The following is a 16,402-nucleotide window of genomic DNA, read 5'->3' as shown; positions in this document are numbered from 1 at the left end:
CCGCCGAGTGTACCTAGTCATTCGGACAAATCGCACATCGTGCCCGCTCACCGAACGTCGATCGAACGCACGACGGCCCAACGGATGTCAGCTGTTGGCGTTGCCGGCTTTCCAGACGTTCCAAGGCGTGTTCCAGTCGCCGAGCCCATCGTTGCCGGGCAGGATCGGACCAGGGGTGTTCTTGACGATCACCGGGTCGCCTCGGAGCGTGTTGTGCTGCACCCAGGTCGAGTTGTCGTAGTTGAGGTTCAGGCAGCCGTTGCTGACGTCCTCCGACCCTTGCGAGCCGATCGACCACGGCGCGTAGTGCATGTAGATGCCGCTGTAGGACATCTGGGTGTCGTGGTAGACGGTCTCCTTGTAGCCTCCCGGGCCGTCGACCGGACGCCCGTAGGTCGACGAGTCCATCACGATGCTGTCCTGACGGTTACCGATGATGTAGGTGCCGTTCGGCGTCACGTTGCTCGATGTGTGCTCACCCATCGACGTCGGCATGGTGCGGATGACCTTGCCGTTCTCCGCGACCGTGATGGTGTGGGTGTCGTCGTCGGCGGTGAAGATCAGCGAGCGGCCAATGGTGAAATCGGTGCTCTGATCCTCCGCGCCGTAGTAGCCGCCACCGAGGTCGTGGCCGTAGGTCTTGAGATCCACGTGCACCTTGGTGCCGGGCGCCCAGAAGTTCTGCGGCCGCCAGTGCACCTCGGAGTCGCTCAGCCAGTAGAAAGCGCCCTCGACGGGCGGGTTGGTGGTGATGTGGATGAGGCTCTGCGCCAAAGTCTTGTTCGGGATCGGGGTATCGAACTTGATGACCACCGGCTGGGCGATACCGACGACCGGATCGGCCTGCCGATCGGGCAGCAGCGACGCATCGATGACGCCGTTGGGCTCGGTCGTCGTGAAGTTGATCGGCTTGAGCGATGCCGAGCCGCCGACACCGGACGCCTGCGCGTTGACCGTGTACTCCTTGCCGTAGCCGAAGGGCTCCGAGCTGGTCCAGGTCTTGCCGTTATTGGAGTACGCGCCCTTGACGTGGCCGCCGGACCCGCTGGTGACCTGCACATTCGTCAGTCGACCGGCGTCGGCGTTGACCACGAGGGGCGTCCCGGGCTGCACATCGTCGGCTCCGCTGGCCAGGGCCTTGCCCTGAGCGCTCACGGTGACGTCGGGCCCGACCACCGAATCGAGCGAGGCCGCCTGACCGTCAATGTTGCTGCTGTACGAATTGGTCGACGAGCACGCCGCTGCGGCACCGACGACCGCGAACACTGCCAGGGCCAGACCGGCCTGGCGCGCACGATGATTCACCACGAAACGCACTGCTCTCTCCATAAAGTCTCCGCCAGGCGCCCCCGCGACCTGATACATCACCGGCAGTCTAGTGGCCAACACTGGGTACTCCCCAACCGGAATGCGGCAAATCAGCTTACCCACCTGGCAATGTCCGGATCTCGAATACATCACACTTGTCGGTCCCACTCGCACGGCGGAAACTCTGCTAGACGCCGGTCGAAGCATGACCTGGAGACGTCCGGGAACGAAGAAGGCCACCCGATTCTCGGGTGGCCTTCCGTGGTGCGCCATCAGGGACTCGAACCCCGAACCCGCTGATTAAGAGTCAGCTGCTCTGCCAATTGAGCTAATGGCGCAGGCGATGCGAGATGGAACGATAACAGGCGCAGCGCCCGAATAGGAAATCGACTCTCAGCGATGCACCTCACCCAGGAAGCCCAGCATCGCGGACGTGACCGCCTCCGGCCGTTCCATCTGGACGAAATGCCCTGCGCCATCGATGATTTCCGCGCCTCGCAGCCCCGGAACCAGCTCCTCCATCTGCTCGAACGGGTGCTCCCCCAGCATCTGCAGGACCGGATCGACGCTGCCGGCGATGAACCCGACCGGGACCTCGATCGGCCGCTGCTCACGGGCACCGTTCTGTTCCCACACCCGATCTTCGGCGCGATACCAGTTCAGCCCGCCGGTGAACCCGGTACGACCGAATTCGGTTGCGTAGTAATCGAATTCCGTATCGGTCAACCACGGCCACGGCAATGCCGGCGGCTCCGGAAGCACCTCGAGATAACCGTTGCGTCGGCCGTCGACGAACGCCGGATGCTCCCAGCAGTCCAGGTAGCGGTTGGCGCCGCTGAGCGCATGGAACAGCGTCGCGAGGAATCGCCGTGGTTGGGGGTCCAGTTCGGCCTCTGCCACCCCCGGCTCCTGGAAGTACTCCAGGTGCACGAAGTGTTGCGACGCCAGGTATTTGAAGGCGTCCGATGGCCGGATCGGCATCGGCTTCACTCGCGGCACCGACAACTGAAACAGCCCACGCACGCGATCGGGCAGCCAGTCAGGCAGATCCCACACCAGGTGCGCGCCGAAATCGTGCCCGACGAACACCGCCTGGTCGACGTCGAGGGCATCGAGGACGCCCTCGACGTCGGCCACCGTATTCACCCGGTCATAGGCGGCCGGATCGGTTGGCGCGCTGGACCGCCCGTAGCCGCGCATGTCCAGTGCGATGGCCCGATAGCCCGCGGCGGCCAGCGCCGGCAGCTGATGGCGCCAGGAGTACCAGAGGCCCGGGAATCCGTGGCACAGCACGACGGCCGGCCCCTGCCCGCAGACGGCGGCATGCAGCTCGATATCCCCGACCGGCACCTGGTGGTGTGAGATCGAGGCTTCCGCGCTAACTCTTGCCTCCACGCCGGAACTTGCGCAGGCCGCGTGCCGCCGAGGCGCGCATGATGCCCATGGCGATCCTGCTGTTGCGCTTGGAGTACGGATACCAGTTCAGCTCCTTCTGCTGAACCGGCACCCGCGGCGCCGTGATCGCCTGCACGCGACAGTATTTGAGGATTCCGGCCGGTCCGCCCCAGCGGGCACCGACACCCGATTCCTTCCAGCCGCCCATCGGCAGCGCAAAACTGAAGAGGTTCGCCAGCGCGTCGTTGATGTTGACGGCGCCTGCCTCCAGCTGCCGCGCGATCACCTCCCCGCGGTCGAGGTCGCCGGTCCACACCGTCGCCGACAAGCCGTACTCGGAGTCGTTCGCCAGGCGCACCGCCTCGTCGGCGTTCGCCACCTTGACGACCGGGATCGTCGGCCCGAACGTCTCCTCGCGGATGCAGGACATCGACTGGTCGACGCCCGTGAGCACGGTCGGCTCGTAGAAGGTCCCGACGCCGGTCGGCTTGCCGCCGGTGCGGGCCACGGCGCCGGCCGCGATCGCCTCGTCGACATGCTTGCTCACGATGTCGCGCTGCGTGCCGGTGGCCAGCGCCCCGACATCGAACTTGTAGCCGCGATCGTCATTGCCCTGGCGCAGCGCCTCGACGTTGGCCACCAGCTTCTCGACGAACTCGTCGTGCACCGCCTCCTCGACATACACCCGCTCGATCGAGACGCAGACCTGACCGGAGTTGAAGAGGCCACCCCAGGCGACTCCGTTCGCCGCGCGGTCGAGGTCGGCATCGGCCAGCACGATCGCCGGGTCCTTGCCGCCGAGCTCGAGGCTGTACGGGATGAGCCGGGACGCACACTGCTGAGCGATCAGGCGCCCGGTCTTGGTGGAACCGGTGAACTGCACGTAGTCGGCGTTGTCCACCACAGCCGCGCCGGTCTCGCCGTAGCCGGTCGCGATGTCGAGCACCGAGGGCGCGCCGATCTCGGTCCAGCCGCGCACGAACTCCACGGCCGACAGCGGGGTCACCTCGGACGGCTTGAGCAGCACGGCCGCCCCGGCGGCCAGCGCCGGGATCACATCGAGCGCCGGCATGGCGAACGGGAAGTTCCACGGCGTGATCACACCGACCACCGGATACGGCCGGTACACCTGGGTTAGCCGCTTCGTCTTTCCCAGCGGCGCATGGGGTTTCGGGTTGCGATCGGCGAGGAACTCGCGGGCGCTGTTGGCCCAGTATTTCAGCAGGTCGGCGGCCATCGGCGCCTCGACCACCGCTTCGCTGCGCACCTTGCCGGTCTCGGACTGCAGCACATCGGCGATGTGCTCGGCGTGGTCGAGGATCCAGTCCTGGAACTGCAGCAGCCAGCCACGCCGGCCCGCCGGGCCCATCGCCTCCCATTCGCTCTGCGCGACACGGAGTTTGGCGACCTTCGCGGCGACCGTGGCCGCGGAATCGATCGGCACCGAGCCCACGAGTCCGCCCGTGGCGGGGTTGTGCACGTCCACCTGCCGCGGCTGCGCGGTCGACGTGCCCGGGGAGTTCTCTACGGCTGTCATCGCCGGCTCCTCTCGGGAGGGCCAGCGGGCGCGAACGCCTAGCTGACCACCTTCTTGATGATGACGGCGATCACAACGACGCCGACTCCCACCAGTGAATACCGAACGACGGGCTTGTTCAAGGTCGCCATGACGCTTGCCTGCGCGTCGGCGGCGAGCCGCTGCGGATTGGCACGCACGGCGAGCGCATCCAGGCTCTGGGCCAGCTCGTTGCGGGCCTGCTCGATCTCACGCTCGATGTTTTCGCTGTCGCGGGCCACCGGGACCTCCTCAGTTCGATCGGCGTCGCCATGGCTCTCTGCAATCGGCTTCGCCGTGGGCATCATCGTTGCTGCACCAGTGAGTGTCGTGTTCACCGATCAGGCTATTACCGTAGCGTGAACGGCGTGACCGATAATTCAGGGCTCAAAACAGGTAACTTGCGGCTCGAACCCGGCGACAAGGCTCCGAAACTGCGACTGCCCGATGCCGACGGCAACATCGTCGACCTGAAGGATTACAAGGGCAAGCGCGTCATCGTGTACTTCTACCCCGCGGCCAGCACCCCCGGGTGCACCAAGCAGGCCTGCGACTTCCGGGACAGCCTCAGCGAGCTGGGCGATGCCGGGCTCGACGTGATCGGCGTGTCGCCCGACAAGCCCGAGAAGCTGGCCAAGTTCCGCGACAACGAGAAGCTGACCTTCCCGCTGCTGTCCGACCCCGAGCGCAGCACGCTCACCGCGTGGGGCGCCTTCGGTGAGAAGAAGATGTACGGCAAGACCGTCACCGGCGTCATCCGCTCGACCTTCGTCGTCGGTGCCGACGGCAAGATCGAGGTGGCCCAGTACAACGTGCGCGCCACCGGCCACGTCGCCAAGCTTCGGCGGGACCTGTCGGTCTGAGTCAGACGGTCCCGTGGACAACACGACAATGACTGCGCAGCCGCTGCTCCCGCGGAAGCGGCCGACGCAGCAGCGCAGCCAATTGCGGTTCGACGCCATGCTCTCGGCGGCGCGCGAACTGCTCATCGAGGTTGGCTTCGAATCGCTGACCTGCGAAGAGATCGCCGCCCGCGCCGGCGTCCCGATCGGCACGCTGTACCAGTACTTCGCGAACAAGTACGTCATCGTCTGCGAGCTCGATCGTCAGGACGCCGTCGCCGTGCAGAGTGAGCTCGAGGCGTTCGCCAACGAGATCCCGTCGCTGAACTGGCTGCGGCTGCTGGAGAAGTTTCTCGATCACCTCGCCCGGCTCTGGCGCGACGACCCGTCGCGGCGCGCCGTGTGGCTCGCGGTGCAGTCGACGCCGGCCACCCGCGCCACCGCCGCGATCCACGAGAAGGAGCTGGCCGACCAGGTCTCGCGCATCCTGTCGCCGCTGACGCCCAGCCAGCGGGCCCGCCGGCACATGATGTCGGAGGTGTTGGTGCACACCGCGTACTCGCTGCTGAGCTTCTCGGTGCGCGATGGCCAGAACCACGCCCGGGTCGTCGCCGAACTCAAACGGATGCTCGGCGGCTACCTGATGCTGGAGGAGACCGAGTAGCTGACTGAACGACGCAGGTCGGCCCGGGTCTCGGGCCGACCCGCGTCGCTACTTGCTACTTGTTGTCTTCGATCACCGCCACCGCGCCGGCGGTGTCGCCGTCGTGCGTCAGCGACAGGTGAATCGTGCAGTCGCGCAGGTGCTCCGCGATCTCGCCCGACAACCGGATCGCCGGCCGCCGCCACGCGTCCGTCACCACCTCGATGTCGGTCGGCGGCACCGTCTTCAGCACGGGTGACCGGCCGTACCGGCTGGTCGACCAGGCCTTGATCACCGCTTCCTTCGCCGCCCAGCGGACCGCGAGATGTCTTGTCTCACGGCTGGTTCCGACCGCAGAATCACGTCGCTCGGCGACGGTGAAGTTGCCCTGTGCGAACGCGGTTCCGGGCTGACGCAATTGCTCGGCGAACATCGGGATCGACACGAGGTCGATCCCGATTCCGACGACGCTCACTGACCCGTGGTGCCGGTGACGGCCGGGTAGGCGTTCTGCTCGTCGAGCCGAGCCTGCGGGTCGAGCAGCATCTGCGCCTCGGCCTCATGCGACTCCTCGTCGGGCAGACGACGTCCCGACGCCGGCCGGCTGTACGCGGCATCGCCGCCGTGCATCGACTCCAGCAGACGCTGGCGGCCGAGGCGCGAACGCTCCGCGGCCCGCGCCCGGTAATCGTCACGCTGCCGCGAATCCAGGCTCGCCACAAAGGCTTCCGGATGCACGACCGCGATCAGGCCGGAGACGTGACCGAATCCGAGGCTGGTCAGCAGACCGGCCTTGAGCGGGAACCGCTCGCCGAAGCGCAGCGCCTCGCGCGGCCACACCAGCCGGGCATGCTCGGCCATCTCCTCGTCGACGCAGTCCAGGCTGCGGTTCGGCGGGATCACGCCGGCCGCCAGCATCTGGCACAGGCCGATCAGCTGGAACGCCGCGGCGCCGCCCTTGGCGTGGCCGGTCAGGCTCTTCTGCGACACCACGAACAGTGGCGCACCCGCACTGCGGCCCAATGCGTCGGCGAGACGCTCGTGCAGCTCGGCCTCGTTCGGGTCGTTGGCCTTCGTCGAGGTGTCGTGCTTGGAGACCACCGCGACATCGTCGGCGCTCACACCGAGGGTCCGCAGGGCGCGGGCGATCGGCGAATTCTCCTGTCCGCGTGCGGCACCCAGCGCACCGATGCCCGGTGCCGGGATCGACGTGTGCACACCGTCGCCGAAGCTCTGGGCCCAGGCCACGACGCCGAGAACCGGCAGGCCCAACTGCGCGGCCACGTCGCCGCGGGCCAGCAGCACGGTGCCGCCGCCCGCCGATTCGACGAATCCGCCGCGGCGTCGGTCGTTGGCCCGCGAGAAGCGTCGCGGGTCGATCCCCTTGTCCGCCATGGTCGCCGAGTCTGCGGTGGCCGACATGTCGCCGAAGCCCACGATGCCCTCGATGCCGAGGTCGTCGAAGCCGCCGGCGACCGCGAACAGCGCCTTGCCGAGCTTGATCTTGTCGACGCCCTCCTCGACCGATACCGCAGCCGTCGCGCAGGCGGCGACCGGGTGGATCATCGCGCCGTAGCTGCCGATGTAGGACTGGACGACGTGGGCGGCAACCACATTCGGCAGCGCCTCCTGCAGGATGTCGTTCGCCTTCGACTCGCCCAACAGGGTGTCGATGTACAGCGACCGCATCGACGACATGCCGCCCATGCCGGTGCCCTGGGTGTTGGCCACCAGGCCGGGGTGCACCCAACGCATCAGTTCGGCCGGCTCGAAGCCCGACGACAGGAACGCGTCGACGGTGGCGACGAGGTTCCACAGGGCCACCCGGTCGACCGACTCGGCCATGTCGGCCGACACGCCCCAGCGGGTGGGATCGAAGCCGGTCGGGATCTGGCCGCCGACGGTGCGGCTCATCTCGAAGCGGCGCGGAACGCGAATCTGCGTGCCCGCCTTACGAGTGACCTTCCAGTCGCCGGTCTCGGGGTCCGTGAAGATGCGGGTGTTGGCCGGCTCGGCCGACAGGAACGCCCGGGCGGCCGCCTCGGAACCGGCCGAGAAGGTCATGTCCTCCTCGAGGAATACCGACTCGAGCAGCGGCGCCGAATTATCCACCATCGCACCGTCATCGGCGTAGCGACGGATGCCGCAGCGCTCGATGACCGCGTCGTGGTACAGCTCGGCGATGTCCGACTCCGCGACCGGCTCGCCGGTCTCGCCGTCGTACCAGCCCGGCTTCGGGGTGTCCTCCCAGACGATCAGGCCGGTGTTCCAGGCCAGTTCGACGACACCGGCCGCCGACAGCTCCCCGGAGACCTCCATCTCGAACCGGGTCCGCGACGAACCGTAGGGGCCGACCTCGCCGGCACCGACGATCACTACGAGATCCTCCGGCGCCGCATCGATATCCGACCAGGTGTGCGCCAGTGCCGAATCCGGTCGGGCCGGCGACGGCAGGGCGTCGATCGTGTCGACGGCCGAATCGGCGGACCCAATAGCGTCGGTCCCAGCGGCGTCGGCCTTCTCGTCGGCATCCTTGGTGGCTTGCTCCATCAATGCCGGCAGATCCAGATTCGCGGTGCTCAGCCCGGCCGTCAGGTCGACGACCAGCGGCTTGTCGGCCGCTTCCGAGCGTGCCTGCGGCGAGCACGTCGCCAGCAGCTCGACGGCCATCTCGTCGGTGCTCCAGGTGCGCACACCCGCGGCCTCGACGGCCTCCACCATCGGGTCGTTCTGACCCATCAGCCCGGTGCCGCGCACCCAGCCGATCAGCGCGTGCGCCAGGGTGACCGACGAGTTCCAGGCCGACTCCGCCGACCAGCGGGTGACCAGCGCGTCGAGTGCGGCCTTGGATTCGCCGTAGGCGCCGTCGCCGCCGAACATGCCGCGGTTCGGCGAACCGGGCAGCACGACGTGCAGCTTGGCTGAGATGTTGTGATCCGCATGGATCGTCGACAGTCCGCCGATGAGGCGCTCCACCGACCACAGCAGGATCTTCATCTCCAGCTCGGCCCGCGGGCCGGCGTCGGCGAGGGTGCCCATGACGCGCGGTGCGGCGAATGGGAACAGCAGCGTCGGCTTGAGCTCGTCCTTGACGACGACGTTCGCGCCGCCCTGATTCTCGGTCTGCTCGTTGCCGATCCACTCGATGAGCGCGTCGACGTCGGCGTAGGACGCCATGTTCGCCGGCAGCACCCACAGCGCCGCGCCGTGGCGGGCGTTGTCGCGGTAAAGCTGCTTGAAGAAAGCGAGGCGCTCGTCGTTCAGCCGCGAGGTGGTAGCCACGACCGTGGCACCGCCGCGCAGCAGTCCGCCGGCGACCGCCGCCGCGATCGAGCCGTCACTGGCACCGGTGATGACCGCGACCTCGCCGGCCCACTGACCGGCCGCGGGATCTTCTGCGGCGTGGGCGATGTCGGCGTACACGCGGGCCCGCACGCTGTCGCCGACGGCGAGGGCCTTGCCCTGCCACCAGGTGGCGTGCTCGGCGACCACGTCGCCGGCGCCGGCGAACCGGGCGGCGATGTCCTCGTGGTCGCGATTGATGTCGTGCTCGTCGGTCAGCCACAGGCGGGCCAGATCCTCACGCTGGGAGGCCCAGCGATCGTCCAGCAGCACCGCGCGGCGGGCGTCGAAGGCCGGCGCGACGGCGCGCAGCCAGTCGGTGCCGAGCTCGTTGCTCACCAATTCGATTGCGGCCGAATCGGCCTCGTCCGCGTCGAAAATATCGGCGGGCGCCTCGTCCAGGCCCAGCTTGGCCAGGATCGCGTGCGCCGCCGCGGCGAGTGCGCCGTCCCGGCCGGTGATCTGCTCGGTCAGCTCGCCCAGCGCGGCCGCATCGACGGTGCCGCCACCGCTACCGGCCGCGACCGGCTTGCTCACGGCGATACCGCGATCCGCGCCGACCTTCGCCACGGCCGCGTCGATCAGGCCGTCGATGTCGCCGAGATCGACGCCCAGCGAGCCGAGGTCGCCGCCGCGCACGCTGGCGCCCTCGCGGGTCTCCAGCGCGAGCATGGCCGACGCGTGCTGCGCCCATCCGCTGTCGAGCTGCCACACCGAGGTGACCCGCTCGGCAACGTATGCCGGACGCTTGCCCTTGGGACCGAACACCTTTCGCAGCTGGTCGCCGATGGCGTCGGTCAGGACCGCGCCGAACGGCTTGTAGCCGCGTGCCAGCGCGTTGACCGTGCCGGCCAGGGCGCCCATGTCCGCCTCGGCGGCGCCGTCGATGGCGCCCAGGCCGAGCTCGGTACCCACGTCCAGCAGCAGCTGGTTCCGGCGCGACGACACGCCGTCGCACAGTGCCTCGATCGTGTCGGCCGGGCCGATCTGATCCAGACGGATCTTGGTCCACTGCGCGATGACCGTGTTGACGGCGTCGGCCGGGGTGAACGGGATGTCCGCGGGACGCGGCGCACCCGGATCAGCGGCCGGGGCGGCTGGTACGACGGGAGCCGCCGCCGGTGCTGCAGCGGCGGCCGGGGCCTCGGCAGCAGCCTCGACGATCTCGTCGTCCTCGATGTCGTTGTCGGGCTCGTCGGACAGCACGACCGCCGCATCGCGCTGCAGGTTCAGCACCTGCACCCGGGCATCGGAGTAGCCCGGCAGCTTCAGCGTGTTGGTCGCGAGACCGGCGAGCGTCGGCGCCGACTGCACTCCGACCTCGACGATGCGCTCGATACCGAGTCCGCCACGCTCGGCCGGGGTGAACAGCAGATCCTGCGTCTCGATCCAGCGCACCGGGCTGGCGAACTGCCAGGCCAGCAGCTCGATCAGCAGCACCCGGGTCAGCTCGGCCGGACGGGCCGCCCAGCTGTCCCAATCGGCCAGCACGTCGTCCAGCGGCTCCGACGGAACGAGGTCGGCGACCTCCTGCACGTACTCACGGCTCAGATTGAACAGCCGCGGAACCAGGTTCGGGATGTACCGCCCGACCAGGATCTCCGGGTCAAGGGTCTCCGGGAGGAGCTCTTCGAGCCGGTGCCGGAACTCCGGCACGCCGTCGCGCAGCACCGTCGAGTGGAACGGCACGTCGATACCCGGGATCAGGATGAAGGCCCGCTTGCCACCAAATTCCTCACGGCGCCGGTCGATTTCGGCCTCCAGGCGCTCCAGGCCGGCGACCGTGCCGGCGATCGCGTACTGCGAGCCGAGCAGGTTCAGGTTGACGACCTCGAGGAACTCGCCCTCGCTGCGGCCGAGTTCGGAGACGAACTCGACAACCTCGTCGTCGGACATCCCGAACTGGCTCGGCCGGATCGCGGCGAGCCGGTAGTTGCTGCGGCCCTTGCTGTCTCGCGGGACGAGGTGATGCATCGCCTCGCCGCGCTGGAACACGACCTCGAGCACCGCGTTCAGCGGCAGGACGCCGGCGCACGCGGCGAGCGCGTTGTACTCGCCGACCGAGTGGCCGCAGGTGATGGCGCCCTCGACGAAGGCGCCGCTCTCCTTGAGCTCGGCGATCTGCGCGACACCGAGGGTCGCCATGGCGACCTGGGTGAACTGCGTCAGGAACAGCACACCGTCCGGGTGGTGGTACACGGTGTCACCGACGGTCAGGGTCGTGGGGTTGTCCCGCACGACCGCCAGGATCGAGAAGCCCAGCGCCTCACGGGTGTGCGCGTCGGCGCGGTCCCACACGTCGCGGGCGGCGGCCGACGACGCGCGCGCGTCCAGGCCCATCCCCTTGCTCTGGATGCCCTGGCCGGGGAACGCGTAGACGGTCTTCGGCGCGGTCAGCCGGCCGGTCGCCGCCATCACGAGATTGTCGCCGACCTTGGCCGTCACCTCGATGATGTCGCCGCCGTTGTCGCGGCCGACGCGGTCGACGCGGAGGTCGATCTGGTCACCCAGGCGGACCATGCCGGTGAACCGGGCGGTCCAGCCTGTCAGCGCCCGCGGCACCGGAATCGGGTCGACCGAGTCGACGGACGTCGCGACATGCTGCGCGGCCGCGGACAGCCACATGCCGTGCGCGATCGGGTCACCCAGGCCGGCCATCTTGGCGGCGACGGCGTCTGTATGAATCGGGTTGTGGTCGCCGGACACGGTGGCGAATCCACCCATGAAGTCCGGGGCGGTGATCGACGCGACGCGCAGCTTCCGGCGCGTGGTGTCGGTGGCATCGGCGCTCAGGGCGCCGCCCGCGCGGACCGGATCGGCCAGGGCGTCGCCCCCGCCACGACCCAGGACTGCGAACCGCTCGGTGAAGACCACGAGGTCCTTCGGCTCGGCACCGTCGTCGGTCGTGGCCTCGCTGACCGTGACCTCCACGGTCACGACGCGGCCCAGATCGGCATCGTCGACCGACTGCACCTCGGCGGCGACCGCCACCGGCGCGCCGGCGACCGGGATCTCATTCACGGTGCGTGCGGCGTGGTCCAGGTGGACCAGGTCGAGCAGGCCCTCCAGCAGCGGCGTGCCGTCCGCGGCCTCCGCCGCGCCGATCACCGCGAAGATCGCCGGCCAGGCCAGGCCCAGCACCGCATCCGGGTTGATGAAGCCGGCGCCGGTGCGCGGCACCGACGCGGTCAGGCGCTGCGGGAACGAGAAGGTGGTGACCGCCGCGTGGTCGGCGACGATCTCGGGCGTGAGCTCGGTGGTGAGGGTCGCGACGCCGTTACGGGCCGCCGGCAGATCGCCACCGCCCGCGATGGTCAGCAGGGTGCGCATGGCGTCCGCGGCCGCATCGGCGCTGACGCGCGGCGCGCCGCCGTCGATCGCCGACTCGTCGATCTCCATCACCAGGGTCAGCTCGCTGCGGCCGACCGGGGCGCGCAGCACCACGGTGTCGCCGTCGCGCTCGAGCACCGCACCGGTAGGATCGTGTTCGCCGCGGTCCTCGTTCTGGAAGCGCCACTGGTCCCGATCACCCAGCAGGACAACCGGATTGGGAACCATCCGGCCGGCCCACTGCACGTGGTCGGCGAGGGTGGCCAGGCGCAGCACGCCGCCGTCGGAGGTGCCGGCCAGTCGTCGGGCACCGGCGGCCGACGCCGAGACACCCGCGGCGGTCAGGTCGGCGACGATGCGGGCCTCGAAGCGGTCGAGCAGGTCGGCGACCGGCTCGTCGACGCGGGTGATACCCGCGACGGCCACCGGGCCGGGAATGATGCACACGGCATCGGCCGCATAGCGGTCGTCATGCGCCTGCCACAGCGAGTCGCTGCGCCACCAGCGGCGGACGTCCTTGTCGATGACCGGCACGAAGTTGACCGGCTTGCCGGACGTCTTGCACAGCTCCAGGAAGAACGCGACATCGGCGGGATGCAGGATGTCGCCGTCGATCTCGGGGTACGCGGCGGCGATCGTCTCGACCGCGGCGTTCGGGTCGGCGATGATCTGCTCGCGGGTGACGAGGGCCTCGATCGGCCCGCGGTCGACCGGATGCAGCCGGGCCTGCGCCCGCTCGATCATCGAGACGAAGCGGTCCTCCCAGGTAACGTCGGTCCAATTGACCTCTGCGGCACGGAAGTCCACCGAAAGGTCCAGGTAGCGCTGCAGCCACTGGCGATAGGTCATGGTCGCGACGTCGCCGAAGTAGGGCTTCGCGGTTCCGGCGATTGCGGCGATCACCTCGTCGCGGCGGGCCGCCACGGCGTCGGCATCGCCGGCGACCTCGTCGAGCAGCCGGCCGGCCGTCGAGGCGGCGTTGTCGATCTCGTGGATGTCGGCACCGAGCTGGCTACGGCCCGAGGCCATTCCGCCGCTCGCGTGTCCGGCGCCGATCCATTCCGGATGTCCGGGGGTGTCGACGAGCAGCTGCTTGACCTCGGGGGCGGTGGTGGCCTCGAGGGTCGCCATCGCCGCGGTGCCGACCAGGATGCCGTCCAACGGCATTGCGGGATAACCGTGTTCGACCGACCAGGCACCGGTCAGGTACGCACTGGCGCGCTCGGGGGTGCCGATTCCGCCGCCGACGCAGACGATCACGTTGTCGCGGGCGCGCAGCTCCGCGTAGGTCGACAGCAGCAGGTCGTCGAGGTCCTCCCAGGAGTGGTGGCCGCCGGCGCGGCCGCCCTCGACATGCACGATCACCGGGAAGTGCGGCGCCTCGGCGGCGATGCGGATGACCGAACGGATCTGCTCGACGGTCCCGGGCTTGAAGGCCACGTACGGGAACCCGGCGTCGGCGAGCTCATCGATCAGCTCGACCGCGTCCTCCAGCTCGGGGATTCCGGCGGTGACGATGACGCCGTCCAGCGGGGCGCCGGCCGCGCGGGCCTTCTGCACCAGCCGGGTGGAGCCCAGCTGCAGTTTCCACAGGTACGGGTCCAGGAACAGCGAGTTGAACTGCACCTGGCGGCCGGGCTCCAGCAGCTCGGTCAGCTTGGCCAGGTTCTCGGCGAAGATCGCCTCGGTCACCTGACCGCCGCCGGCCAGCTCGGCCCAGTGGCCGCCGTTGGCGGCAGCCGCGACGATGGCCGGATCGACGGTCGTCGGAGTCATGCCGGCGAGCAGGATCGGCGACCGGCCGGTGAGCCGGGTGAATGCGGTGTCGACGACGCGGCGGCCATCGGGCAGCTCGACCAGCTGCGGGCGATGCGTCGACCAGCCGGCCGGAACATCCGGAATTCCACCGGGCGAGAACAGGTTTCGCTGACCGCCGCGGGTGCTGGCGGCGACGTGGCCGACGCCCCGTCCGCGCAGCAGCGGACTGGACAGCCGGGTGGCGACATCGCCGGGTCCGAGATCGAGCACCCATGCGGCACCGGCATCGACGACCGAGTCGATGGCGTCCGGCCAGTCGACCGGGTCGACCAGGACGGCCCGCGCGGCCTCGCGGGCCCGGGCGGCGTCCGGGCCGAGCGGTCCGGCCCACTCGACGGCCAGATCGACCGCGGGGGCCAGCGCCGGGTGATGGAAGCCGATGGCGACATCGAGATCGTCGAAGGTCGGGTTCAGCGGGGCGCCGCCGGTCAGCTTCCGGGTGCGCTCGTCGGCCTCGGACTCGGCGATCCGCTCGCAGAGCTGCTGGACGGCCCGCAGCTGATGCGGCCGACCGGACAGCACGACCGACCGACGGCCGTTGATGATCGAGATGACCGGGGCGAAGGCGCGCTCGTCCTCGGCCAGGGTCTCGCGGTACTCATCGAGGATTTCCGACATCCGCTGCGGCTCGATATTCGTCACCGACAGCATCGGGCTGCCGTCGGCACCCGCGACCAGGCCGGTACGTCCGGCAACGATCGCGCCGGCGGCGCCGATCAGCTGCGCGAAGGCCAGGATGGCACCCTCGCCGGCGCCCTCACTGCCCTCGGCCAGCGCGGCCACGGCGAGCACACCCTGCGAGTGTCCGACGATGCGCACGGGCGGCGTCGCGGTGAAGTCGATCCCCTGCTTGCGCAGCGCGCGAATGGCGGCGAGCTGGGCCAGCACGATGCCGGGCACCGACACGGCCGCCGATGTCAGGATGGCGTGGCTGGGCACGGCCGGGCTGCCGGCCGTGGCGTCCTCGAGGTCTTCGGCGGCCTCGGCGGCCGCCTGCGCCCGCGCCCACTCGAGCGGGGCGAAACCGGCCGGACGGGCCGGCGCCAGCCGGTCCGCAATGGGTTCCAACAGCTGCTCCGCGGCGGTCACCAGGGCACGCAGCTCACGGTCCAGGTCGGCGTCGACCACCAACTCGGCCAGCGGGGCCAGCCACGGGACGCCTTGGCCACCGAAAGCCACGGCGTACAGCTGCCCGGCCTCCAGTCGCCCGATCAGAGTCGCGCTGTCGGCGGCATCGCTGAGCTGGTGGGTGCCGATCCGGTACTCGTGAATGGTCACGCGTGTCTCTCCCATACGTCGGTTGGAGCGCCGCTTGCGGCGGAGCCGGTCGTTGCCGCAAATCGTGGCAACGCAGCGACGACGCGATGAACGCCGTTACTGCACTTAAGTTTTCGAATGCACAGCCGACGACGTCAGCTTTCGCACCCGATCATGGTTACACAGAAAAGTGAGGTTTTCCTCATGTTCTTAAGTGACCCGTGGGTATACCCGTGGGTAACCTGACGTGGGCGTTTTCGGTCGTTTGACCAGCGTGTCAGCGTGGCCACTGTCTGTGCTGGTGGAGACCCGACTCACCGCATCCGGGCCGGCCGCGCGGCCGCCATGGTCACGATTCGAAGAAAGTTATGTGAGATCGGCTACATCGGGCGTCGGCTCTACGCTGTGAAGCCATGAGCAATTGCGTGTTCTGCGCCATCGTCGACGGCTCGGCACCGGCCCGCATCGTGTATTCGGATGACGATGTCGTCGCATTCCTCGATATCCGACCGATCCGGCCCGGACACACCCTGGTGATCCCGCGCGAGCACCACGCCCGCCTCGACACGCTGCCGCCCGAGCTGGGCGGCAAGATGTTCGCCGCCGCTCAACGCATCGGCACGGCGATGCAGCAGGCTCCGGTCGGGAGCGGCAGAACGATCGCCGACGGCGTGAACCTGGCCCTCAATGACGGCCGGGCCGCGTTCCAGACGGTCTTCCACAGCCACATCCACGTGGTCCCACGGCTGCGCGGCGACCGCATCAGCCTGGCGAAGGGACTGGTGCTGCGTCGCGACCCTGATCCGGACGCGACGGCCGACCGCCTGCGGGCAGCTCTCGAGGAGGTCGCCGGGGAGCGCTGAGTCACCGGCCTCGATTCGCGGCTCCGGCCACCTCTCAAACCGAGGCTGG

Annotated in this window: 9 protein-coding genes and 1 tRNA gene; 3 read left to right on the top strand and 7 right to left on the bottom strand. The window is 69.1% G+C overall.

The window, feature by feature from the left end; genetic code table 11:
* Positions 1–87: 87 nt before the first annotated feature.
* The 5 genes from G341_RS0112815 to G341_RS0112795 all read right to left on the bottom strand — a co-directional run bounded on the left by G341_RS0112815 (position 88) and on the right by G341_RS0112795 (position 4,500).
* On the bottom strand, positions 88–1,317 hold the full coding sequence (locus G341_RS0112815) for a L,D-transpeptidase (RefSeq protein WP_018179548.1): 1,230 nt from the start codon (positions 1,315–1,317) through the stop codon (positions 88–90).
* Between the two features lie 253 nt (positions 1,318–1,570).
* Positions 1,571–1,646, bottom strand: a tRNA-Lys gene (locus tag G341_RS0112810).
* A 55-nt stretch (positions 1,647–1,701) separates the two neighbouring features.
* Entirely contained in the window at positions 1,702–2,703 is a 1,002-nt protein-coding gene (locus tag G341_RS0112805) for an alpha/beta fold hydrolase (protein WP_043451479.1), read from the bottom strand.
* Positions 2,687–4,240 (bottom strand): aldehyde dehydrogenase family protein, encoded by a 1,554-nt coding sequence (locus tag G341_RS0112800; protein ID WP_026303617.1) that lies wholly within the window; start codon positions 4,238–4,240, stop codon positions 2,687–2,689. Before G341_RS0112800 ends, G341_RS0112805 begins: the two co-directional genes overlap by 17 nt.
* A gap of 38 nt (positions 4,241–4,278) precedes the next feature.
* The gene (locus tag G341_RS0112795; RefSeq protein WP_026303616.1) at positions 4,279–4,500 is read right to left on the bottom strand and encodes a DUF3618 domain-containing protein; all 222 of its coding nucleotides are present in this window, start codon (positions 4,498–4,500) and stop codon (positions 4,279–4,281) included.
* 126 nt (positions 4,501–4,626) lie between these two features.
* Between G341_RS0112795 and bcp the strand changes: the two genes are divergently transcribed.
* Positions 4,627–5,121 (top strand): thioredoxin-dependent thiol peroxidase, encoded by a 495-nt coding sequence (gene bcp / locus G341_RS0112790; RefSeq protein WP_043451524.1) that lies wholly within the window; start codon positions 4,627–4,629, stop codon positions 5,119–5,121.
* A 28-nt stretch (positions 5,122–5,149) separates the two neighbouring features.
* Entirely contained in the window at positions 5,150–5,764 is a 615-nt protein-coding gene (locus G341_RS0112785) for a TetR/AcrR family transcriptional regulator (protein WP_018179543.1), read from the top strand.
* Positions 5,765–5,819: 55 nt separating this feature from the next.
* Here the strand turns inward: G341_RS0112785 and acpS are convergent, their stop codons facing one another.
* A complete protein-coding gene (acpS, locus tag G341_RS0112780) occupies positions 5,820–6,218 on the bottom strand; it encodes a holo-ACP synthase AcpS (RefSeq protein ID WP_018179542.1) in 399 nt (132 codons plus the stop codon).
* On the bottom strand, positions 6,215–15,511 hold the full coding sequence (locus tag G341_RS0112775) for a type I polyketide synthase (RefSeq protein WP_018179541.1): 9,297 nt from the start codon (positions 15,509–15,511) through the stop codon (positions 6,215–6,217). The genes acpS and G341_RS0112775 overlap by 4 nt, the downstream gene beginning before the upstream one ends.
* A 392-nt stretch (positions 15,512–15,903) precedes the next feature.
* On the opposite strand from G341_RS0112775, the gene G341_RS0112770 reads away from it, so the two are divergent.
* Positions 15,904–16,353 (top strand): HIT family protein, encoded by a 450-nt coding sequence (locus tag G341_RS0112770; RefSeq protein ID WP_018179540.1) that lies wholly within the window; start codon positions 15,904–15,906, stop codon positions 16,351–16,353.
* The last annotated feature ends 49 nt before the right edge of the window (positions 16,354–16,402 follow it).

Source organism: Jongsikchunia kroppenstedtii DSM 45133, from assembly GCF_000380485.1.
Classification (GTDB): Bacteria; Actinomycetota; Actinomycetes; order Mycobacteriales; family Mycobacteriaceae; genus Jongsikchunia; species Jongsikchunia kroppenstedtii.
The sequence above is the reverse complement of the archived record's forward strand: the minus strand, read 5'-3'. Positions and strand labels throughout refer to the sequence as shown.